This window comes from Pseudomonas nunensis (assembly GCF_024296925.1).
Classification (GTDB): domain Bacteria; phylum Pseudomonadota; class Gammaproteobacteria; order Pseudomonadales; family Pseudomonadaceae; genus Aquipseudomonas; species Aquipseudomonas nunensis.
Window position 1 is genome coordinate 1,455,419 of the sequence record NZ_CP101125.1, and the last position, 22,952, is coordinate 1,478,370.

The window sequence follows — 22,952 nt, forward strand, 5'->3', positions numbered from 1 at the left end:
GTTTTTTGTTTAAGAGCACTTATTTTGAACAGTCCGTTTCTTATTGCGCAGATCAGCGATTTGCACCTTAAAGCCGATCAAAAGCTGACCTACGGCGTGGTCGATTGCCTGGGTGCGTTGCGGCGCGCGGTCGATCATTTGAATGCCAGCCAGCCGCGCCCCGACATCGTGGTCATCAGCGGCGACCTGGTGGATTTCGGCCGTCCCGATGAATACGCGGTGTTGAAGCGCGAACTGGCGCGATTGCACATGCCGGTCTACCTGGTACCCGGTAATCACGATGATCGCGAGCAGTTACTCGCGGGATTTACCCATCACCGCTATTTGCCGACGGACGCCAATGCGCCGCTCGATTGGGTGGTCGAGGATCACCCGGTGCGCCTGATCGGCCTGGACTCGACCCGCCCGGGCGCGCATGGCGGTCAGGTGCTGGACAGCCAGTTGCGCTGGCTCGATGAGCAACTGTCCCGTCGGCCCAATGTACCGACGCTGTTGATTCTGCATCATCCGCCGTTTATCACCGGTATCGGCCACATGGACCGAGAGTCGTTTGTTAACGCTGCCGCGCTGGAAGCGCTCGTCGCTCGCCATCCACAGATAGAGCGCTTGCTCTGCGGGCATCTGCATCGGCCGATGCAGCGTCGCTTCGGCGGCTCACTGAGTTGTGTGTGCCCCGGCACTTCCCACCAGATCGTGCTGGATCTGGAGGCATCCGCGCCGGCACATTTCAATCTGGAACCGGCGGGGTACCTGGTGCATCGCTGGCATCCGCAATACGGTCTGGTTACCCACAACGCCGTGTTCGGCGAATACGCCGGGCCTTATCCGTTTTATGACGTTCATGGATTGATCGACTGATAACACCAGGACGATGACGATGCTGTCCTTATTGAACTTGGGGAGGTGTTAACGACGGCCACTTAAGTACGGTTACACGACGTTTATCTCACTGATGACTTAATGCACGGGCTTACCCCTTGGTGGGCCCGGCGCTTCCTGCTGTCTTTTTTACTGCGCACAGAACATGGCTTCTGCGCTGGAGTTCGCCCTGATGAAAGCCTCGTTTCAAGTATTAAGTTTTTTGACCGGCGGTTTGGGCATGGCCCTGAGTCCCTTGGCGTCTGCTGATTTCATTAATGACAGTAAAGCCAACTTGAACTTGCGTAACTTCTATTTCAATAACGATAACCGCGACGGAGCCGCCGCGCCGTCGAAAACCGAAGAGTGGGGCCAGGGCTTCATGCTCAACTATCAGTCGGGGTTTACCGACGGTACTGTGGGCTTCGGTCTGGATGCGATCGGTTTGCTTGGGATCAAGCTCGATAGCGGTGAAGGACGGCATGTCGGCAGTTCAATGATCCCCAGCGATGGCGCTAAGGCCACGGATCAGTGGAGCCGTGTCGGCGCGACGGCAAAGATGCGCTTCTCCAAGACCGAGTTGCGCTACGGCACCTTGCAGCCGAAGTTGCCGATCCTGGTGGCGAACGATGGCCGACTGCTGCCGCAAACCTTTGAAGGCGGCCAGGTCACCAGTAATGAACTCGATAACCTGACCTTTACCGCCGGCCAACTTGAACATGCTACTGGTCGCGGTTCCAGCGACAGCGCCGGCCTTGCGGTGGCGGGTGCCACTCAGGAAAGCAATAAGTTCACCTTTGCCGGCGGTGATTACAAACTGACTAAAGACCTGACGGCCCAGTATTACTACGCCAATCTCGAAGATTATTACCAACAGCACTTCGCTGGTTTATTGCATGTATTGCCGTTGGGTGAATACGGTTCGCTGAAAACCGACCTGCGTTATTTCAAGACCACCTCCGATGGCAAGAACAGCAGTGCCGCCGGTCGCGCCAATGGCTACAAGTTTGGTGGTTACACCAAGGGCGGGACGGGTGAAATCGACAACGATACCTGGAGCGCTGCGTTCATTTACTCGTTAGGCGGCCATGCCATCACCGCGGGTTATCAAAGCGTTTCCGATGACAGCAACTTTGCGCAACTCAATCAGGGTGGATTGGTGGGCAAAGGCGAGGGCGGCGCCAGTCTTTATCTGTACACCGACCGCACCATTCAGACCTTCATTCAGGCCGGCGAACGAACCGCCTTCACGCAATACGCCTACGACTTCGCTGCGCTGGGCGTTCCAGGCCTGAAGGCGTCAGTCATGTACCTCAAGGGCGACAACATTCAGACGGCCAGCGGTAAGGACGCAGGCGAATGGGAGCGAGATATCTCCTTGGATTATGTGATTCAAAGTGGCGCGTTGAAGAACGTCGGTTTCGGCTGGCGCAACGCAATGTCACGCAGCGATATTGCCCGCGACCAGGATCAGAATCGCCTGATCGTGAGCTATTCCATTCCTCTGATGTAAGCCCCCGGCTCAAAGCCTATCGGCGGACAGGTTCACGATTGCGTGCGTGAACCTGATCCAGTCGACGATTTGCCTCCCCGTTCTCCCCGCCATTTATCCGCTAAATACAAAGCATCCTAACTATTACGTTGACATTCGCTGCCTAGGCAGTAACATCTCGACATACATTCTCTGCCTAGGCAGCTAATTGGTGTCCAGATGAAGCATTTCACCCCGGAACAATTCAAGCATTGCCATCTCGGCCTTTTGCTCGGGCGCGCCGCGCTGCTCAAGGACCGGATCATCGACACGCACATGGAACCCCACGGCATCACCGCCGCGCAGTTCAAAGTGCTGATCATCATGGCTCAGTTCGGCGTCGATACCCCGGCCGAGCTGTGCCGCCACCTGTCGCTGGACAGCGGTTCGATGACGCGCATGCTCGATCGTCTGGAACAGAAAGGTTTCCTCGCTCGCCAACGCTCCGAGGCCGACCGTCGACAGGTGCAACTGGTACTGACCGAACAGGGCCAGCAACTGGCTGACCGTCTGCCGTATATCGGTGCCGACGCCATGAATGAACTGGCCGGCGCCATCACGCCGGACGAGTTGAGCACCCTGGAACAGATCCTGAAGAAAATCTTGGTGGCAGCCGGTGACTCGATCACCCTGCTGCGGGTAGGTGACAAATGAGCAGTAAAACCTTGCGTACAGGCCTGAGCCTGGTGCTGTCGGCCATGATCCTGGCCGGTTGCGCCAGCTACAGTGGCTTGCACACCGAAGGCAAAAGCGTCGATGCGAAAAGCCTCAAGGCCGGGCAATCCCTCACTGGCGTGACCCTGTCGCCGGCGGCCTGGCCGAAAAGCGACTGGTGGAAAAGCCTCGGCGACCCACAACTCGACGGCTTGATCCGCGAAGCCCTGCACGACAGCCCCGACATGCAAATCGCCGAAGCCCGCGCCCATCAGGCCAGCGCCGCCGCGTATGCCGCCGATGCCGATAGGATGCCGACCCTCGATGCCAGCGCCGGCATCAGCCGTTCGCGCCTGGCCAAGGATCAGGACCCACGCGGGCAGGGCGATGCCTACGCCACCGTGCGTAATATCAGCGCCAGCTTCAATTACAACTTCGACCTCTGGGGCGGTCAGCGTGACGCCTGGGAAGCTGCGTTGGGCCAGGCCCGCGCCGCCGAAGTCGATCAGCAAGCCGCGCAACTGACCTTGTCCGCCGACGTCGCCCGCGCCTACAGCGATTTGGGGCAGGCGCACATCGTCTATGACCTGGCCAATGAAGACCTCAAGCGCACCAAACAAATGCTCGATCTGAGCCAGCGTCGCTTGAGCTCCGGGATCGACAGCCAGTACCAGTTCCAGCAAACCGAAAGCCTGGAAGCCAGTTCCGAAGCCAGCCTGATTGATGCGGAAAAACGCCTGAACAGCGCGAAAATCGCCTTGGCCGTGCTGCTCGGTAAAGGCCCGGATCGCGGCAACGAAATCGCCCGGCCGAAGATTCTCCAGGCCAGCGCCGTATCTTTGCCGTCGGTGTTGCCGGCGGAATTGCTTGGTCGTCGCCCGGATCTGGTGGCTGCGCGCTGGCGGGTCGAAGCCGCGAGCAAGGACATCGCCGCGAGCAAGACCCAGTTCTATCCCAACTTGAACCTGACGGCTGCTGCCGGTGCCGAATCCTTATTGGGTGACGCGATGTTCGGTTCGGCCAGTCGCTTCTTCAATATTGCCCCGACCATTTCGGTGCCGATTTTCGACGGCGGCCGCTTGCGCGCCAACCTCGATGCCCGCGACGCCGACTATGACCTGGCGGTGGCGCAGTACAACAAGAGCCTGGTCAAGGCGCTGGGGGATGTCAGCGACACCATCAACCAGTTGCGCGATATCGGCCGGCAGATTGGTGCCCAACAGCACGCCACCGAGATTGCCCAGGACTCTTACAACACCGTGGTCCAGCGCTACGGTTCCGGCATCGGCAATTACCTGGACGTGCTCAGCATCGAACAGCAATTGCTCCAGGCCCAGCGTCAGCTGGCCAACCTGAATGCCGAGCAGATCGATCTGTCGATCCAATTGATGCAGGCGCTCGGCGGCGGCTTCCAGGCCGAAACCATCGCCTCGGCCAATCCAGCTCCAGCCAAGCTGAACAACTAATTCAAGGTAACTGTCATGGCCACCGAAACTACTTCTGCTCCAACCCAACAAGCGCCTGAAAACGCCCAAGACACCAGCAACCCGCGCAAACGCAAAGTCATGCTGGTGGTGCTGGCGATTCTGGTGATCCTCGCCGGTGCCGGCGTCTGGGCTTATCACGAGTTCTACGGTCGCTGGAACGAAAGCACCGACGACGCCTATGTGAACGGCAACGTGGTGGAAATCACGCCGCTGGTCACCGGCACCGTGGTCAGCATTGGCGCCGATGATGGCGATCTGGTCCATGAAGGTCAGGTGCTGGTCAACTTCGACCCGAACGACGCCGAAGTCGGGCTGCAAAGTGCCCAGGCCAACCTCGCTCGCACCGTGCGTCAGGTTCGCGGTTTGTACAGCAACGTCGACGGCATGCGCGCCCAGGTCAACGCCCAGCAGGCTAACGTGCAGAAAGCCCAGGACAACTTCAGCCGCCGGAAAAACCTCGCCGCTGGCGGCGCGATTTCCCAGGAAGAACTGTCCCACGCTCGCGACGACCTGACCTCGGCGCAAAACGCCTTGGCCAATGCGCAACAACAGCTGAAAACCACCAGCGCCCTGGTGGATGACACCGTGGTGTCGTCGCACCCGGACGTGATGTCCGCCGCCGCGCAACTGCGTCAGGCTTATCTGAACAACTCCCGCAGCACCCTGATTGCGCCGGTCACCGGTTACGTGGCCAAACGCTCCGTGCAACTGGGCCAGCGGGTTCAGCCGGGTACCGCGCTAATGGCAGTGATCCCATTGGATCAACTGTGGATCGACGCCAACTTCAAGGAAACCCAGCTGCGTGACATGCGCATCGGCCAACCGGTGGACATCGAGGCCGACCTGTACGGCAGCGACGTGAAATTCAGCGGCACCATCGACAGCCTTGGCGCCGGTACCGGCAGCGCATTTGCCTTGCTGCCAGCGCAGAACGCCACGGGTAACTGGATCAAGATTGTTCAGCGCGTGCCGGTACGGATTCACGTGAATGCCGAAGAACTGGCCAAGCACCCGCTGCGCGTCGGCCTGTCGACCCAGGTCGATGTGAACCTGCACGACCAGAGCGGCCCGGTACTGGCGCAACAGCCGCCACAAAAGGCTTCGTTCAGCACCAACGTCTATGACCGTCAGTTGGCCGAGGCTGACGCGATGATCGCGCAGTTGATCCATGACAACAGCGCAGCGGTCAGCAAGACCGCGCAACGCTAAATCGCCATCACACCGACCCTGTGGGAGCAAGCCTTTGTGGCGAGGGAGCTTGCTCCCGCTCGACTGCGAAGCAGTCGTAAAGCTTTTGGGGCCGCTTCGCGACCCAGCGGGAGCAAGCTCCCTCGCCACAAAGGCTCCCACAAGGTCAGCTGCGTCTGTAACAGGCGGCGCGCCAGCCAAGTTTCAAAGGATTCGCGATGAGCAATAACGCCTCTTTCACGCCGCCCAGCCTGGTGCTCAGCACCATCGGCCTGTCGCTGGCGACCTTCATGCAAGTGCTCGACACCACCATCGCCAACGTGGCCTTGCCGACGATTTCCGGCAACCTGGGCGTGAGTTCGGAGCAGGGCACCTGGGTGATCACTTCGTTCGCCGTGAGCAACGCGATTGCGCTGCCGCTGACCGGTTGGCTGAGCCGGCGTTTCGGTGAGGTGAAGCTGTTTCTCTGGGCCACCATCCTGTTTGTGTTGGCCTCGTTTCTTTGCGGTATCTCGACCTCGATGCCGGAACTGATCGGTTTTCGCGTGCTGCAAGGTCTGGTGGCCGGGCCGTTGTACCCGATGACCCAAACGCTGCTGATTGCGGTGTATCCCCCGGCCAGGCGCGGCATGGCCCTGGCGTTGCTGGCGATGGTCACGGTGGTGGCGCCGATTGCTGGCCCGATCCTCGGTGGCTGGATTACCGATAGCTACAGCTGGCCGTGGATCTTCTTTATCAACGTGCCGATCGGGATTTTCGCGGTGATGGTGGTGCGCTCGCAGCTCAAGGCGCGTCCGGTGGAAACCAGCCGCCAGCCGATGGATTACGTCGGTTTGATCACGCTGATCATTGGCGTTGGCGCGTTGCAGATAATCCTCGATAAAGGCAACGACCTGGACTGGTTCGAATCGAACTTCATCATCATCGGTGCGGCGATTTCGGTGATTGCCCTGGCAGTGTTCGTGATCTGGGAAATGACCGACAAGCATCCGGTGGTCAACTTGCGGTTGTTCGCTTACCGCAACTTCCGCATCGGCACCATTGTGTTGGTGCTGGGTTACGCCGGATTCTTCGGCATCAACCTGATCCTGCCGCAATGGCTGCAAACCCAGATGGGTTACACCGCTACTTGGGCGGGTCTGGCGGTGGCGCCGATCGGGATTCTGCCGGTGCTGATGTCACCGTTTGTCGGCAAGTACGCACACAAGTTCGACCTGCGACTGCTGGCCGGGCTGGCGTTCCTGGCGATTGGCCTGAGCTGCTTTATGCGCGCCGGGTTCACCAACGAAGTGGACTTCCAGCACATCGCCCTGGTGCAACTGTTCATGGGCATTGGCGTGGCGCTGTTCTTTATGCCGACCTTGAGCATTCTGATGTCGGACCTGCCGCCAAGCCAGATCGCTGACGGCGCAGGCCTGGCGACTTTCCTGCGGACACTGGGCGGTAGTTTTGCGGCGTCGTTGACCACCTGGATCTGGATTCGCCGGGCGGATCAGCATCATGCGTACTTGAGCGAAAGCATCACCACCTATGACCAACCGACCCGGGACGCCTTGCACGCCTTGGGCGGGGCGAGTACCCCGGCGTATGCGCAACTCGACCAAGTGCTGACCAGTCAGGCGTACATGCTCTCCACCGTGGATTACTTCACGTTGCTGGGTTGGGGATTCATGGGGTTGATGCTGATTGTGTGGCTGGCCAAGCCACCGTTCGCGGCGAAGGCGGGGCCGGCTGCTTCGGGCCACTAAGCCATACACATTCCCCTGTGGGAGCGAGCCTGCACCGAAGATCCCTTTGTAGGAGCGAGGCTTGCCCGCGAAGGCGGTGTGTCAGTTGATGGAGATATTGACTGGCAGGACGCCTTCGCGAGCAGGCTCGCTCCCACATTGGTTATGTGTCGGGCCAACTATCCGCTAACCCCGAAGATCCCCCTGTGGGAGCGGGCTTGCTCGCGAAAGCGGTGTGTCAGTTGATGGAGATATTGACTGGCAGGACGCCTTCGCGAGCAAGCCCGCTCCCACAGGGGGTTGTGTTTGGCTGTCAGTGGGTTGGGGCGGCCAGTTGCGGCGGCGGGGCGAAGTCGAAGGGGGCGAGGGCAAACCCTTGCTCATCCACTTGCAATGCCCAGCCCTGGCGATCCCAATCCCCCAGCACGATGCGCCGGGCCGCTTTCTCGCCAATCTGCAGCTTGTGAATCGCCGGTCGATGGGTATGCCCATGGATCAGCGCCTTCACGCCATATTCCTGCATGATCCGCGGCACTTCTTCCGGCGTCACATCGACGATGTCATTGGCCTTCATCCGCGTTTGCGCACGGCTTTCGCTGCGCAGTTTGCGCGCCAGGTTATGGCGGGTGCGCAGGGGCAGGTGGCGCAGGATGAACAGGGTGATCGGGTTACGCAGGTAGCGACGCAGCTTCATATAGCCGATATCGCGGGTGCAGAGGCTGTCACCGTGCATCAACAGCACCGGTTCGCCATAAAACTGCACGACACTCGGGTCTTTCAGCAACGTGCAGCCGGCCTGTTTACAGAAGGCCTTGCCGAGCATGAAGTCGCGATTGCCGTGCATCAGAAAAATCGCCGTGCCGCTGTCGCTGAGATTGCGCAGGGCCTGGCAGATGGAACGCTGGAACGGCGTCATGGCATCGTCGCCAATCCACGCCTCGAAAAAGTCGCCCAGGATGTACAACGCACTCGCCGAACGGGCGCGTCCGGCGAGCAAATCCAGAAACGCCCGGGTGATGTCCGGGCGCTCCTCTTCCAGATGCAAGTCTGAAATCAGCAGTATCACTCAATGATCTCGGCTTTCTCGATGATCACGTCTTCTGCAGGTACGTCCTGGTGGCCGGACTTGGAAGTGGTGCTCACGCCTTTGATCTTGTCGACGACTTCAGTGCCGGCAACCACTTTGGCGAATACTGCGTAGCCCCAGCCCTGGGTGGTCTTGGCGCTGTGGTTCAGGAAGCTGTTGTCAGCCACGTTGATGAAGAACTGGGCGGAAGCCGAATGCGGCTCCATGGTGCGAGCCATGGCCACGGTGTACTTCTCGTTCGGCAGGCCGTTGTCGGCTTCGTTCTGGATGCTAGGGCGCTTGTCTTTCTTTTCTTTCATGCCTGGCTCGAAACCGCCGCCCTGGATCATGAAGTTACCGATGACACGGTGGAAAACGGTGTTTTCGTAGTGGCCGGCTTTGACGTATTCGATGAAGTTGGCAACGGTAACCGGTGCTTTTTCAGCGTTCAGTTCCAGGACGATGTCGCCGTGGTTGGTGGTCAGTTTGACTTGGGTCATGATCGGCACTCTTTCAAGAAATTCGTGGGTTTCGGGGCGTTTCGGCCCGCAACCGGTCTGGTCTGTCTCGACCAAGGTGCGCAGTTTAGCGCGACAGGCGCGAATTTCGAGGCTGTTTTTCATTTGCAGGCGATTAAATGCCACCGTTTGCAGGCCCGCTCTGTCAGCGGCTTGACAGCATCGGCTATGATAGCGGCTTTGTTTTGTCAGGCCTTTCGTTCCGGCCACGCACTTGTACGTTCAAGGATCCTATGAGCAAGCCCACTGTCGACCCTACCTCGAATGCCAAGACCGGCCCTGCCGTGCCGGTCAATTTCCTGCGCCCGATCATCCAGGCGGACCTGGACTCGGGTAAGCACACGCAGATCGTCACCCGTTTCCCGCCTGAGCCCAACGGCTACCTGCACATCGGTCACGCCAAGTCGATTTGCGTGAACTTCGGCCTGGCCCAGGAATTTGGCGGCGTCACGCACCTGCGTTTCGACGACACCAACCCGGCCAAGGAAGACCAGGAATACATCGACGCGATCGAAAGCGACATCAAATGGCTGGGCTTCGAATGGTCCGGTGAAGTGCGCTACGCCTCGCAGTATTTCGACCAGTTGCACGACTGGGCCGTCGAGTTGATCAAGGCCGGCAAGGCCTACGTCGATGACCTGAGCCCGGAACAAGCCAAGGAATACCGTGGCACCCTGACCGAGCCGGGCAAGAACAGCCCGTTCCGTGACCGCTCCGTGGAAGAAAACCTCGACTGGTTCGCCCGCATGAAGGCCGGCGAATTCCAGGACGGCGCACGCGTGCTGCGGGCCAAGATCGACATGGCCTCGCCAAACATGAACCTGCGCGACCCGATCATGTATCGCATCCGTCACGCGCACCACCACCAGACCGGTGACAAGTGGTGCATCTACCCGAACTACGACTTCACCCACGGTCAGTCGGACGCCATCGAAGGCATCACCCACTCGATCTGCACCCTGGAGTTCGAAAGCCACCGTCCGCTGTACGACTGGTTCCTGGACGCTCTTCCAGTGCCGGCGCACCCGCGTCAGTACGAATTCAGCCGCCTGAACCTGAACTACACCATCACCAGCAAGCGCAAGCTCAAGCAACTGGTCGATGAAAAGCACGTGTTCGGCTGGGACGACCCGCGCATGTCCACGCTGTCGGGCTTCCGCCGTCGTGGCTACACGCCAGCGTCGATCCGTAACTTCTGCGACATGGTCGGTACCAACCGTTCCGACGGCGTGGTGGATTTCGGCATGCTCGAGTTCAGCATCCGTCAGGATCTGGACCAGAACGCACCGCGCGCCATGTGCGTGCTGCGCCCGCTGAAAGTTGTGATTACCAATTACCCGGAAGACAAGGTCGATCACCTCGAACTGCCACGTCATCCGCAGAAAGAAGAGCTGGGCGTGCGCAAGCTGCCGTTCTCCCGTGAAATCTACATCGACCACGATGACTTCATGGAAGAGCCGCCAAAAGGCTACAAGCGCCTGGAGCCGAACGGCGAAGTGCGTCTGCGTGGTAGCTACGTGATCCGTGCCGACGAAGCGATCAAAGACGCCGATGGCAACATCGTCGAACTGCGTTGCTCCTACGACCCGGAAACCCTCGGCAAGAACCCTGAAGGCCGCAAGGTCAAAGGCGTGGTGCACTGGGTGCCGGCAGCGGAGAGCGTCGAGTGCGAAGTGCGCCTGTACGATCGTCTGTTCCGTTCGCCGAACCCTGAAAAGGCTGAAGACAGCGCCAGTTTCCTGGACAACATCAACCCTGACTCGCTGCAAGTTCTCACTGGTTGTCGTGCTGAGCCTTCGCTGGGCAATGCACAGCCGGAAGACCGTTTCCAGTTCGAGCGCGAAGGTTACTTCTGCGCGGATATCAAGGACTCGAAACCAGGCGCTCCGGTATTCAACCGTACCGTGACCTTGCGTGATTCGTGGGGCCAGTGATTCAAGGAAACAATTAAAGTGTTAACGATCTACAACACGCTCACCAAGAGCAAAGAAGTCTTCAAGCCGCTGGATGGCAACAATGTGCGCATGTACGTCTGCGGGATGACCGTGTACGACTACTGCCATATTGGCCACGGCCGCAGCATGGTCGCGTTCGACCTGGTGACCCGCTGGTTGCGGTTCAGCGGTTATAACCTGACCTATGTGCGCAACATCACCGACATTGAAGACAAGATCATCAATCGGGCCAAGGAGAACGGCGAGCCGTTCGACGTATTGACCGAACGCATGATCACCGCGATGCACGAGGACGAGGCGCGCCTCAATATTCTCAAGCCGGACATGGAACCGCGGGCCACCGATCACATCGCTGGCATGCAGAGCATGATCCAGACCCTGATCGACAAGGGTTACGCCTACGCCCCGGGCAATGGCGACGTGTACTACCGCGTCGCCAAGTTCATGGGCTACGGCAAGCTGTCGCGCAAGAAGATCGAAGACCTGCGCATCGGTGCGCGAATCGAAGTCGACGAGTCCAAGCAGGACCCGCTGGACTTCGTTCTGTGGAAAGGCGCCAAGCCGGGCGAGCCGAGCTGGCCTTCGCCGTGGGGCGACGGTCGTCCGGGCTGGCACATCGAGTGCTCGGTGATGTCGACCTGCTGCCTGGGCGAGACCTTCGATATTCATGGCGGCGGCAGTGACCTTGAGTTTCCGCACCATGAAAACGAAATCGCCCAGAGCGAAGCGGCGACCGGCAAGACCTACGCCAACGCGTGGATGCATTGCGGCATGATTCGCATCAATGGCGAGAAGATGTCCAAGTCCTTGAACAACTTCTTCACCATTCGCGACGTGCTGGAAAAGTACCACCCGGAAGTCGTGCGTTACCTGCTGGTGTCGAGCCACTACCGCAGCGCGATCAACTATTCGGAAGATAACCTCAAGGACGCCAAAGGCGCACTCGAGCGTTTCTACCACGCGTTGAAAGGCTTGCCGAGCGTGGCGCCGGCTGGCGGCGAAGCGTTTGTCGAGCGTTTCACCCAGGTGATGAACGACGACTTCGGCACGCCGGAAGCTTGCGCGGTGCTGTTCGAGATGGTTCGTGAGATCAACCGTCTGCGCGAGAGCGATCTCGATGCAGCGGCGGGTCTGGCAGCGCGCTTGAAAGAACTGGCGAGCGTGCTGGGTGTGTTGCAGCTCGAAGCCGATGACTTCTTGCAGGCTGGCGCTGAAGGCCGGGTTGATGCGGCTGAAGTGGATGCGCTGATTGCTGCGCGTCTGGCGGCTCGTGCCAACAAGGACTGGGCCGAATCCGACCGCATCCGTGACCAGCTCACCGCCATGGGCGTGGTGCTGGAAGACGGCAAGGGCGGCACGACCTGGCGTTTGGCTGACTGATAGCTGCATCGTTACAAACAAAACCCGCCAAGTGCGGGTTTTTGTTTTTGGGCCTGGCTTTAGTGCTGCGGTGGCAGGGTTGACGTCTTCGCGAGCAAGCCCGCTCCCACAGGGGATTTTTGGTGTGATTGAGTATTGTGCATGACACAAATCCCCCCTGTGGGAGCGGGCTTGCTCGCGAAGGTCTAAAGCCGACCGCCGCCAATGCTGCTCACTCCATCACTCAGCCTGCCGCAACCGCTTGTACAACGTATTGCGACTCACCCCAAGCCTCCGCGCCAAATGCGAAATATTCCCCCCAGCCGCCTGCAACAACCGATTCAAATCTTCTGCATCATTCAAATCCACCGCCAACGGTTCTGCGGGTTCCACCGGTTCCATCTCCAGATCGACAAAAAAATCATCCGGCAAATGCTCCGGCTTGACTGGTTGTTCCTCAGCCATGGCCAGCGCCACCTGCATCACGCTGCTGACTTGCCTTAAATTCCCCGGCCACAGATGACGGCTAAACAACTCCATCACCTCACGGCTCAACCCGGCCCATTGCGACGGCTCTCGGTGTTGCTCCCACAAACGCTTGAACAGCGCCTGCTTGTCGCTGCGTTCCCGTAGCGGCGGCAATTCCAGGGTCAAGCCGCCGATCCGGTAATACAGGTCTTCCCGAAACCGCCCCAGTTGCACCTGTTCGCGCAACGAGCGGTTGGTCGCCGAAATAATGCGGATGTCCACCGGGAACAATTCGCTGCTGCCCACCGGTTGCACGCAGCGCTCCTGCAAGACCCGCAACAGCCGGGCTTGGGTCGGCAGCGGCATGTCGCCGATTTCATCGAGGAAGAGAGTGCCTTTGTCAGCCTTACGGATCAGCCCGATGCTGCCTTTCTGGTTGGCGCCGGTGAACGCGCCTTTCTCGTAGCCAAACAGCTCGGACTCGACCAGTTCGGCGGGGATCGCTGCACAGTTGACGGCGATAAACGGTTGTTTGCTGCGGGAGCTGGCCTGATGCAGCGCTTTGACGAAGACTTCCTTGCCGACCCCGGTTTCGCCGTGGATCAGCAGCGGAATGTCTTTCTCCAGCAAGCGCTCGGCCTGACGCACGGCTTTTTCCACGCGGCTGTCGCCGAAATGCAGGGTGTTCAGGCTGATGGCAGCGGGCGCTGCAACGGTCGGTTCTGCGCCCTTGGTATCAGAAAACACCCGAGCCTGAATCGGCGCCTGTTTCGGCCGCTTCAGCAGGCACTGAAAGCGGTTGCGCCCGGACGCTTGCAGGGCAAACGGCAAACCATCCGGCTGGTTCAACAACTCCAGCAACGACACCTTGAACAGACTTTCCACGCTGACCCGCGACAAGCTGATGCCCAGCAAATTGTCGGCCCGGCGATTGGCCGACAGCACTTGCCCGGTCTCGTCGAAAATCAGCAGTCCCGCCCATTGGCTGTCGAGGTTGTTCAGCCCGGTGTTGAAAGTCAGTTGAAAATGCTGGCCGTGGAACAGGTTGAGGATCAGCCGGTTCTCCACGGTCTGGCTCATCATCTTGACCATGCCCAGTGTGTGGGACGGCGGCAGGTAGCTGTCGCTGGACACGTCGAGCACCGCGATTACCTTGCGCTCGGCATCGAAAATCGGCGCGGCGGACCCGGTCATGAAGCGGTTGGCTTTCAGGAAGTGTTCATCATGCTCGATATGCACCGCTTGCTCGCAGGCCAGGGCAGTGCCGATCGCGTTGGTGCCACTGCAACGTTCCATCCAGCTCGCCCCGGCGCTGAAACCGCGGGTCAGGCTCGGCTCGATAAACCGTTGGGTGCCCCAGGACGTGAGCACCTGGCCTTGGTTGTCGGCGAGCATGATCAGGCAATTGGAGTTACTCAGGATGTTCTCGTAATACGGCAGGACTTCCTGATGGGTGGTCTGCACCAGGGAATGCTGGCTCTCCAACAACTGCGCTATGCCATCGGCGGGCAACTGGTCGAAGGTCGGCACGCTGTGGTGATTGAGACCGAACGCGCGGCAACGGGACCAGGAGTCCTGAATGATGGCGTCATGGGAGAGCGGCGAGGCGGGTACGGCCATGGCAGTCGATCTCTGAGCAGAGCTTTTATTGTTTTTGTTATGGGTAACGCATTGTTCGTTTTTACCGGTTGCTTCGGCCTGATGCGATTCCGTAGCAGCTGGCGAAGCCTGCGTCCGGCGACGCAGTCGTCGTAAACCTGCACTCGCGGTCATCCTGACACACCGTGGCGCTTGATTTTACGACGACTGCGTCGCCGGACGCAGCCTTCGGCAGCTGCTACAAGGCCGTGTGTAATTCGGGATTTTGCACAGTAAAAGCATCCGTAGAGTGTTGTTCACTATTGTTCATTGTCAACCGCCGAAGTGTTCAGTTGTTCAGCCGCAACTGTTCATTTCTGTTCAGCAACGAAAGCGGTTTTCCGCTATTTCCACGGATTTCCAAACCAGATCAACCACTTGTGATTTCTGGCACGAATGTCGCTCTATCGCTACGGTCGCTTGACTCCAAATAATAAAAAGGCCGAGCCATGTCATTAACCCTGGAGCACGTCAGCCGTACCGTCGAGGGCCAGATCTGGATCGACGATGCGTGCCTTGTTTTCGAACCTGGATCCTTCAACGTTTTGCTCGGGCGCACGCTGTCCGGCAAAACCAGCCTCATGCGCCTGATGGCCGGCCTGGACAAGCCCGACAGCGGGCGCATCCTGATGAACGGCGTCGACGTCACCCAACGCCCGGTGCGTTTGCGCAACGTATCGATGGTCTATCAGCAGTTCATCAACTATCCGACCATGACGGTATTCGAGAACATCGCCTCGCCGTTGCGCCAGGGCGGTGTGTCGAACGAGGTGATCCAGAGCAAAGTGCTGGAAACTGCGAAGATGCTGCGCATCGAGAAATTCCTGCAGCGCCATCCCCTCGAACTCTCCGGTGGCCAGCAGCAACGCACGGCCATGGCCCGGGCGCTGGTCAAAGATGCCGAGCTGATCCTGTTCGACGAACCGCTGGTCAACCTCGACTACAAACTGCGCGAAGAACTGCGCCAGGAAATGCGCGAGCTGTTCAAGGCGCGGCACACCATCGCCATCTACGCCACCACCGAACCCAACGAAGCCCTTGCGCTCGGTGGCACCACCACGATTCTGCATGAAGGTCGGGTGATCCAGAGCGGCAAGTCCTCCGAGGTCTATCACCAGCCGCAAACGGTGCTGGCGGCGGAGTTGTTCTCCGAGCCGCCGATCAACCTGATGCCGGGGCGCATTGCCGGCAACGAAGTCAGTTTCGCGAATTTCGTGCACTTCCCGTTGAACGTCGATCTGCGCCCGGTGGGCGAGGGCGAGTTCCGCTTCGGCGTGCGTCCGAGCCACATTTCCCTGGTGCCGAGTAACGACGACGACCTGGAACTCGCGGTGACCGTCGAGGTGGCCGAGATCAGCGGTTCGGAAACTTTCCTGCATGTGCGCAACGAGCATTTCCTGTTGGTGCTGCACTTGCCGGGCGTCCACGAATACGACGTCGATGCGCCGATCCGCATCTATATCCCGACCCATAAACTGTTCGTCTTCGATATGCAGGGGCGGCTGGTCCAGGCGCCCGGTCGCCGTATCGCGAGGGTTGCCTGATGGCCGAAATTCGTTTGCAGAACCTCGCCCACAGCTACACCCGCACCCCGAGTGGACCTGAGGATTACGCGATTCGCGAGATGGACCACATCTGGGAGCAGGGCGGTGCCTACGCTTTGCTCGGGCCGTCGGGATGCGGCAAATCGACCTTGCTCAACATCATTTCCGGGCTGCTCAGCCCGTCCCAGGGTCAGGTGCTATTCGACAGCAAAGTCGTCAACGACCTGACTCCGGAGAAACGCAATATCGCCCAGGTTTTCCAGTTTCCGGTGGTCTACGACACCATGACGGTGTTCGACAACCTGGCTTTCCCGCTGCGAAATCAGGGCATGGGCGAGGCGAAAATTCACAGCAAGGTGCAGGAAATTGCCGAGGTACTCGACCTTCAGGCGCTGCTGAGCAAAAAGGCGCGCAACCTCACCGCCGATGAAAAACAGAAAGTTTCCATGGGCCGTGGACTGGTGCGTGATGACGTCTCGGCGATCCTGTTTGACGAGCCGCTGACGGTGATCGACCCGCACCTGAAGTGGAAACTGCGGCGCAAGCTCAAGCAGATCCACGAGCAGTTCAACATCACCATGGTCTACGTCACCCATGATCAGCTCGAAGCCTCGACTTTCGCCGACAAGATCGCGGTGATGTACGGCGGGCAGATCGTGCAGTTCGGCACGCCACGGGAATTGTTCGAACGGCCGAGCCACACCTTTGTCGGCTATTTCATCGGCAGCCCGGGGATGAACCTGATCGACGTGCAGCCGCAGCCCGGTGGTGTCGGTTTCGCCTCGACGCACTTGCCGCTGTCCGACACGATGCAGAAAAAAATCGCCGAGTCCGAGTGGAAAAGCCTGAAGGTCGGTATCCGCCCGGAGTTCGTCCACGTGTGGGACGAACCGTTTGATGACGCGATGCAGGCACAGGTCGTACACATCGAAGACCTTGGCACCTACAAGATCATGACCCTGAATCTCGATGGCGTGCCGCTGAAAGTGCGCCTGGCGGAAGACAAGCCGGTGCCCGAAGGTACGGCGTACATCAGTTTTCCGGCGCAATGGTTGATGGTGTATGCGGACGACTATCTGGTGGAGGTGCAGCCATGAACAAGGTGCAGAACAACAAGGCTTGGTGGCTGGTCCTGCCGGTATTCCTGCTGGTGGCGTTCAGTGCGGTGATCCCGATGATGACCGTGGTCAACTACTCGGTGCAGGACATTTTCGACCAGTCCAGCCGCTACTTCGTCGGCGCCGACTGGTACAAGCAGGTGCTGCTCGATCCACGCTTGCATGATTCGCTGCTGCGCCAGTTCATCTACTCCGGCTGCGTGCTGCTGATCGAAATCCCGCTGGGCATCGCCATCGCCCTGACCATGCCGACCAAGGGTCGCTGGTCGTCGTTGGTGTTGATCATCCTGGCGATTCCGCTGCTGATCCCGTGGAACGTGGTCGGGACCATTTGGCAGATTTTCGGCCGCGCGGACATTGGTCTGCTCGGCGCCAGCCTCAAGGCCATGGGCCTGAACTACAACTATGCGGCCAACACTTTGGACGCCTGGGTTACGGTGCTGGTGATGGACGTCTGGCACTGGACCTCGTTGGTAGCGCTGTTGTGCTTCTCTGGGCTGCGGGCGATTCCGGACGTGTATTACCAGGCGGCGCGGATTGATCGGGCGTCGTCCTGGGCGGTTTTCCGACATATCCAGTTGCCCAAGCTCAAGAGCGTGCTGTTGATCGCGGTGATGTTGCGCTTCATGGACAGTTTCATGATCTACACCGAGCCGTTCGTGCTGACGGGTGGCGGTCCGGGGAATGCCACGACCTTCCTGAGTCAGACGTTGACCCAGATGGCCGTAGGGCAATTCGACCTTGGCCCGGCGGCAGCTTTCTCGCTGGTGTACTTCCTGATCATCCTGTTGGTGTCCTGGCTGTTCTACACCGCCATGACTCACTCTGACGCCAACCGCTGAGGCCCATCATGAGCAAGAGAAAGCTGATTCCATTGCTGATCTACATCCTGTTCCTGCTGGTGCCGATCTACTGGCTGCTGAACATGTCCTTCAAGAGCAACACCGAAATCCTTGGCGGCCTGACGCTGTTTCCGCAGGATTTCACCTTCGCCAACTACAAGGTGATCTTCACCGATCCAAGCTGGTACACCGGTTATCTCAACTCGCTGTACTACGTGAGCCTGAACACGGTGATCTCCCTGAGCGTGGCGCTGCCGGCGGCCTATGCGTTCTCGCGGTATCGCTTCCTCGGCGACAAGCACCTGTTCTTCTGGCTGCTGACCAACCGCATGGCGCCGCCGGCGGTGTTCCTGCTGCCGTTCTTCCAGCTGTATTCCTCGATTGGCTTGTTCGACACCCACATTGCAGTGGCGCTGGCGCATTGCCTGTTCAACGTGCCGCTGGCGGTGTGGATCCTCGAAGGCTTCATGTCCGGAGTACCCAAGGAAATCGACGAAACCGCCTACATTGATGGCTACAGTTTTCCGAAGTTCTTCGTGAAGATTTTCGTGCCGTTGATTGGTTCGGGGATCGGGGTGACGGCGTTCTTCTGCTTCATGTTTTCCTGGGTCGAGCTGCTGCTGGCGCGCACGCTCACGTCGGTCAACGCCAAGCCGATCGCGGCGGTGATGACCCGCACGGTCTCGGCGTCCGGTATCGACTGGGGTGTGCTGGCAGCGGCGGGGGTGTTGACCATCCTGCCGGGCATGCTGGTGATCTGGTTTGTTCGCAACCACGTGGCCAAGGGCTTTGCCCTGGGTCGGGTCTGAGGAGCTGATGATGGAATGGATGAGTTGGACCACCCCCACCGCGGCGTTCTTCATCGCCATTGGCCTGATCCTGGTGGGCATGACCACCTGGGAATTGCGTTCGCCGAGCATTCTTCGCCGTGGTTTGTTACCGATTGCCACCACCCGTGGCGATCGCTTGTTTATCGGTCTTCTCGGCAGCGCCTACCTGCATTTGCTGGTAATCGGCGTCACCGACTGGAGCATCTGGGTCGCGTCCGCGTTGTCCCTGGTGTGGCTGTTGGCTGTGATGCGTTGGGGCTAGTCGAATCGCTCGGCAATGTTGCTCCGAAAACTAAACAGGAGGTCATATGTTCGATAAAAACAATAAGCTGCGACACAGCATTTCACTGGCGGCCATGCTGGCACTCAGCGGTTTGAGCGCGTCTGCCTGGGCTGATGCCTACGAAGACGCGGCGAAAAAGTGGATCGGCAGCGAATTCAAACCGTCCACCCTGACGGCCGATCAGCAGCTCGAGGAATTGAAGTGGTTCATCAAGGCTGCCCAGCCATTTCGCGGGATGGACATCAAGGTCGTTTCGGAAACCCTGACCACCCACGAATATGAGTCCAAGGTGCTGGCCAAGGCCTTTACCGAAATCACCGGGATCAAGGTCACCCACGACTTGCTGCAAGAAGGCGACGTGGTGGAAAAGCTGCAGACCGTGATGCAGTCGGACAAGAGCATTTATGACGGCTGGGTCAACGACTCGGACCTGATCGGTACGCACTTCCGTTACGGCAAGACCGAATCGATCACCGACCTGATGGCCAACGAAGGCAAGGATTTCACCTCGCCGACCCTGGACATCAAAGACTTCATCGGCATTTCCTTCACCACCGCGCCGGACGGCAAGATCTATCAACTGCCCGACCAACAGTTCGCCAACCTCTATTGGTTCCGCGCCGACTGGTTTGAACGGCCGGAGCTGAAAGCCAAGTTCAAGGAAAAGTACGGTTACGAATTGGGCGTGCCGGTGAACTGGTCAGCCTATGAAGACATCGCCAAATTCTTCAGCGAAGACGTCAAGGAAATCGACGGCAAGCGCATCTACGGGCACATGGACTACGGCAAGAAAGACCCGTCGCTGGGCTGGCGCTTCACCGATGCCTGGTTCTCCATGGCCGGTGGCGGCGACAAAGGCTTGCCTAACGGCTTGCCGGTGGACGAGTGGGGCATTCGCGTCGAGGACTGTCATCCGGTGGGTTCCAGCGTGACCCGTGGCGGCGACACCAACGGCCCGGCGGCAGTCTTCGCGACGCAGAAATACGTCGACTGGCTCAAGGCTTATGCGCCACCGGAAGCGGCGGGCATGACCTTCTCCGAATCCGGCCCTGTGCCGTCCCAGGGCAACATCGCCCAGCAGATCTTCTGGTACACAGCGTTCACCGCCGACATGACCAAGGCCGGCCTGCCGGTGATGAACACCGACGGCACGCCTAAATGGCGCATGGCACCATCGCCACGCGGCCCGTACTGGGAAGAGGGCATGAAGCTGGGCTATCAGGACGTGGGTTCCTGGACGTTCCTCAAGTCCACGCCTGAAAAGCAAAAACTCGCGGCCTGGCTGTACGCGCAGTTCGTGACCTCGAAAACCGTATCCCTGAAGAAAACCATCGTCGGCCTGACGCCGATTCGTGAGTCGGACATCAACTCGCAAGCCATGACCGACCTCGCACCGAAGCTCGGTGGTCTGGTTGAGTTCTACCGCAGCCCGGCCCGCGTGCAATGGACCCCGACCGGGACCAACGTGCCGGACTACCCACGTTTGGCGCAACTGTGGTGGAGCCACATCGCCGAAGCGGCCAGCGGCGAGAAAACCCCGCAACAAGCGCTCGATGGCCTGGCCAAGGACCAGGACGCCATCATGACGCGGCTTGAACGCTCCAAGGTGCAACCGGTTTGCGGGCCGAAAATGAACCCGGAACGGGATGCGCAGTACTGGTTTGATCAGCCAGGTGCGCCGAAACCTAAATTGGCGAATGAGAAGCCTAAGGGTGAAACCGTGAGCTACACCGAACTGCTGAAATCGTGGGCAGATGCGCGTAAGTAAGCGGCTGTAATGTGAAATGCGAACGGCACCGGAAGGTGCCGTTTTCATTGGTGTCTGATAGACCGCCATCGCGAGCAAGCTCGCTCCCACAGGGGTTCGGGGCTGTTCACAAATAATGTGTTCGCCACAAATCCCCTGTGGGAGCGGGCTTGCTCGCGAAGAGGCCCTACCGGTCAACAGACTTCTTGAAGCCAAGCAAACCAACCTTAATCACCGCTCACCTGTGGCGAGGGAGCTTGTCGGATCGCCGCACCGTCCCGCTCGGCTGCGCAGCAGACGCCAAATCTTCTGAATCATTGGCTTTATTCGAATGGGGACTGCTACGCAGTCCAGCGGGAGCAAGCTCCCTCGCCACAGGATTTTGTTGTTGCCGGTTCTTTGCAAGAAACTCCAAACCGTCCATCAGCTCGGCAAAAATATCACGCTTCATTCTTTGATCTCTCTCGATATCCATTCACCGAACTTAACGGTAAATGCCTTGAGTGATATGTCAGTCATTGCCTACTACCACGCAGGCATCTTCCGAAAGAGGGGAGAGCGATGAAGATCAAAAGATCGCAGGCTGCGATCTTTTGATCTTGAACCCCCAAAACGCAAAAACGGCACCCGAAGGTGCCGTTTCTGTTTTCTACCGAGTATCGCCTAGGCGATCAACCCGCCAACCCGGCCTGCTGAACCAGTACCAGCAATGGTTGCGGATACAGACCCAGGAAGAACGCGAGTGCGGCGATGGCCAGCAGCATCACGCCGCCTGCACGTTGTTCCCAGTGCAGTTGAGCATCGTGGCGACGCAGGTTCGGCTCGATCAGGTACAGGGTGACCATCACGCGCAGGTAGTAGAACACGCCGATGGCGCTGCCCAGTACCAGGGAACCGACCAGCCACCATTGGTGCGATTCGACGCCGGTGGCGATGATGTAGAACTTGCCGATAAAGCCCGCGGTCAGCGGGATGCCGGCCAGGGACAGCATCATCACGGTCAGTACGGCGGTCAGGTACGGACGGCGCCAGAACAGGCCACGGTATTCGTACAGGGCATCCGCGTCACGGCCGTTGTACGGCGAGGACATCAGGGTGATCACGCCGAATGCGCCGAGGCTGGTGATCACGTAGGTGACCAGGTACACGCCGATGGCTTCCACGGCCAGACCCTTGCTCGCCACCAGGGCGATCAGCAGGTAGCCGAAGTGAGCGATGGACGAGTAACCCAGCAGACGCTTGAGGTTGCTCTGGGTCAGTGCCAGCAGGTTACCGAACAGGATCGACGCAATGGCGATGATGGTCAGTACGTCGCTCAGCACGCCGCTGCTTGCCGCAGGCGAGATCTGGAACAGACGCACCATCACCGCGAACACAGCAACTTTGGAAGCGGTCGCCAGGAACGCTGCAACCGGAGCCGGAGCGCCTTCGTAAACGTCCGGGGTCCAGAGATGGAACGGTACCAGCGACAGCTTGAACGCCAGGCCGATCAGCATCATGCCCAGGCCCATTTGCGCCAGGGAGCTTGGCAGGCCAGTCGCGGCCAGTGCCTGACCGATACCGACGAAGCTCAGGCTGCCGGAGTCGGCGTAGAGCAGGGCCATACCGAACAACAGGAACGCCGAACCGGCGGCCGACAGCACCATGTACTTGATGCCGGCTTCCAGCGAACGCTTGTTGAAGAAGGCATACGCCACCAGACCGTAGACCGGCACCGACAACAGTTCCAGACCGATGAACAACCCGGCCAGGTGTTGCGCGCTGACCAGAACCAGGCCACCGGCGGCGGCCATCAGGATCAGCAGGTACAGTTCTTCGCGGTTGCCCGGGTAACCCGAACCGCCATCGCCGAGGTAGGCGTGGGCGAGGGTCACACAAGCGAGGGTGGCAACCAGAATCAGCGCCATGTACAGGCAAGCGAAGTTATCGATCTGCAGCAGTGGGGTCACGGCCAATGGCGCGACTTTCAAGGCTGGCAGGATCGACAGTAACGCCAGGTTCAAACCCGCCACGGAAATCAGGAAGGTCTGCGAGTGGTTGCGGCGCCAGGCGATGGCCAGCATCACCACGATGATCGTGGCGGTGGTGATCAACAACGGCGCGAGCGCGATAAAGTGTTGAGTCGTGAATTCCATAGCG

At 59.3% G+C, this 22,952-nt stretch carries 19 protein-coding genes; 14 read left to right on the plus strand and 5 right to left on the minus strand.

Going from position 1 to position 22,952, the window contains the following annotated elements; translation table 11 throughout:
• Positions 1-24 precede the first annotated feature (24 nt).
• The 6 genes from NK667_RS06470 (at position 25) to NK667_RS06495 (ending at position 7,466) form a co-directional block, all read left to right on the plus strand.
• Positions 25-858 carry a phosphodiesterase gene (locus NK667_RS06470; RefSeq protein ID WP_054614108.1) on the plus strand — a complete coding sequence of 278 codons (834 nt, stop codon included), beginning with the start codon at positions 25-27 and terminating at the stop codon, positions 856-858.
• A 193-nt stretch (positions 859-1,051) separates the two neighbouring features.
• A complete protein-coding gene (locus tag NK667_RS06475; RefSeq protein WP_054614109.1) occupies positions 1,052-2,371 on the plus strand; it encodes an OprD family porin in 1,320 nt (439 codons plus the stop codon).
• Positions 2,372-2,569: 198 nt separating this feature from the next.
• The gene (locus NK667_RS06480) at positions 2,570-3,043 is read left to right on the plus strand and encodes a MarR family winged helix-turn-helix transcriptional regulator (RefSeq protein WP_054053718.1); all 474 of its coding nucleotides are present in this window, start codon (positions 2,570-2,572) and stop codon (positions 3,041-3,043) included.
• Entirely contained in the window at positions 3,040-4,509 is a 1,470-nt protein-coding gene (locus NK667_RS06485; protein WP_054614110.1) for an efflux transporter outer membrane subunit, read from the plus strand. Before NK667_RS06480 ends, NK667_RS06485 begins: the two co-directional genes overlap by 4 nt.
• Before the next feature lie 15 nt (positions 4,510-4,524).
• Positions 4,525-5,739, plus strand: coding sequence for an HlyD/EmrA/EmrK family protein (locus NK667_RS06490; RefSeq protein WP_054614111.1), 1,215 nt, complete (start codon positions 4,525-4,527; stop codon positions 5,737-5,739).
• A 197-nt stretch (positions 5,740-5,936) separates the two neighbouring features.
• Positions 5,937-7,466: a DHA2 family efflux MFS transporter permease subunit gene (locus NK667_RS06495; RefSeq protein ID WP_054053711.1), complete on the plus strand. Its 1,530-nt coding sequence runs from the start codon at positions 5,937-5,939 to the stop codon at positions 7,464-7,466.
• Between the two features lie 292 nt (positions 7,467-7,758).
• Here NK667_RS06495 and lpxH read toward each other — a convergent pair whose 3' ends face one another.
• Together lpxH and NK667_RS06510 are read right to left on the minus strand one after the other, a co-directional pair.
• A complete protein-coding gene (gene lpxH / locus NK667_RS06505; RefSeq protein WP_054614112.1) occupies positions 7,759-8,511 on the minus strand; it encodes a UDP-2,3-diacylglucosamine diphosphatase in 753 nt (250 codons plus the stop codon).
• Positions 8,508-9,011 (minus strand): peptidylprolyl isomerase, encoded by a 504-nt coding sequence (locus NK667_RS06510; RefSeq protein WP_054053931.1) that lies wholly within the window; start codon positions 9,009-9,011, stop codon positions 8,508-8,510. Before NK667_RS06510 ends, lpxH begins: the two co-directional genes overlap by 4 nt.
• A 251-nt stretch (positions 9,012-9,262) precedes the next feature.
• Here NK667_RS06510 and NK667_RS06515 point away from each other — a divergent pair, with 251 nt between their 5' ends.
• Positions 9,263-10,963: a glutamine--tRNA ligase/YqeY domain fusion protein gene (locus NK667_RS06515; RefSeq protein WP_054614113.1), complete on the plus strand. Its 1,701-nt coding sequence runs from the start codon at positions 9,263-9,265 to the stop codon at positions 10,961-10,963.
• Between the two features lie 18 nt (positions 10,964-10,981).
• Positions 10,982-12,364 (plus strand): cysteine--tRNA ligase, encoded by a 1,383-nt coding sequence (cysS, locus tag NK667_RS06520; protein ID WP_054053706.1) that lies wholly within the window; start codon positions 10,982-10,984, stop codon positions 12,362-12,364.
• Between the two features lie 219 nt (positions 12,365-12,583).
• On the opposite strand, the gene NK667_RS06525 is transcribed toward cysS, so the two are convergent.
• A complete protein-coding gene (locus NK667_RS06525; protein ID WP_054614114.1) occupies positions 12,584-14,431 on the minus strand; it encodes a sigma-54-dependent Fis family transcriptional regulator in 1,848 nt (615 codons plus the stop codon).
• Between the two features lie 467 nt (positions 14,432-14,898).
• Here NK667_RS06525 and NK667_RS06530 point away from each other — a divergent pair, with 467 nt between their 5' ends.
• From NK667_RS06530 to NK667_RS06555, 6 genes are read left to right on the plus strand one after another with little or no spacing between them, the layout of a single operon-like run.
• The gene (locus tag NK667_RS06530; RefSeq protein WP_054053702.1) at positions 14,899-15,993 is read left to right on the plus strand and encodes an ABC transporter ATP-binding protein; all 1,095 of its coding nucleotides are present in this window, start codon (positions 14,899-14,901) and stop codon (positions 15,991-15,993) included.
• The gene (locus NK667_RS06535; RefSeq protein WP_054614115.1) at positions 15,993-17,090 is read left to right on the plus strand and encodes an ABC transporter ATP-binding protein; all 1,098 of its coding nucleotides are present in this window, start codon (positions 15,993-15,995) and stop codon (positions 17,088-17,090) included. Before NK667_RS06530 ends, NK667_RS06535 begins: the two co-directional genes overlap by 1 nt.
• The gene (locus NK667_RS06540) at positions 17,087-17,953 is read left to right on the plus strand and encodes a carbohydrate ABC transporter permease (protein ID WP_054053698.1); all 867 of its coding nucleotides are present in this window, start codon (positions 17,087-17,089) and stop codon (positions 17,951-17,953) included. The genes NK667_RS06535 and NK667_RS06540 overlap by 4 nt, the downstream gene beginning before the upstream one ends.
• Before the next feature lie 8 nt (positions 17,954-17,961).
• On the plus strand, positions 17,962-18,762 hold the full coding sequence (locus tag NK667_RS06545) for a carbohydrate ABC transporter permease (RefSeq protein ID WP_007896138.1): 801 nt from the start codon (positions 17,962-17,964) through the stop codon (positions 18,760-18,762).
• 10 nt (positions 18,763-18,772) lie between these two features.
• A complete protein-coding gene (locus NK667_RS06550) occupies positions 18,773-19,045 on the plus strand; it encodes a DUF2160 domain-containing protein (RefSeq protein WP_054053694.1) in 273 nt (90 codons plus the stop codon).
• 46 nt (positions 19,046-19,091) lie between these two features.
• A complete protein-coding gene (locus NK667_RS06555; protein ID WP_054053692.1) occupies positions 19,092-20,834 on the plus strand; it encodes an ABC transporter substrate-binding protein in 1,743 nt (580 codons plus the stop codon).
• 217 nt (positions 20,835-21,051) lie between these two features.
• Here the strand turns inward: NK667_RS06555 and NK667_RS06560 are convergent, their stop codons facing one another.
• Both NK667_RS06560 and nuoN read right to left on the minus strand, forming a co-directional pair.
• On the minus strand, positions 21,052-21,264 hold the full coding sequence (locus NK667_RS06560) for a hypothetical protein (protein WP_152980878.1): 213 nt from the start codon (positions 21,262-21,264) through the stop codon (positions 21,052-21,054).
• Between the two features lie 220 nt (positions 21,265-21,484).
• Positions 21,485-22,948: an NADH-quinone oxidoreductase subunit NuoN gene (nuoN, locus tag NK667_RS06565; RefSeq protein WP_054053690.1), complete on the minus strand. Its 1,464-nt coding sequence runs from the start codon at positions 22,946-22,948 to the stop codon at positions 21,485-21,487.
• Positions 22,949-22,952 lie beyond the last annotated feature (4 nt).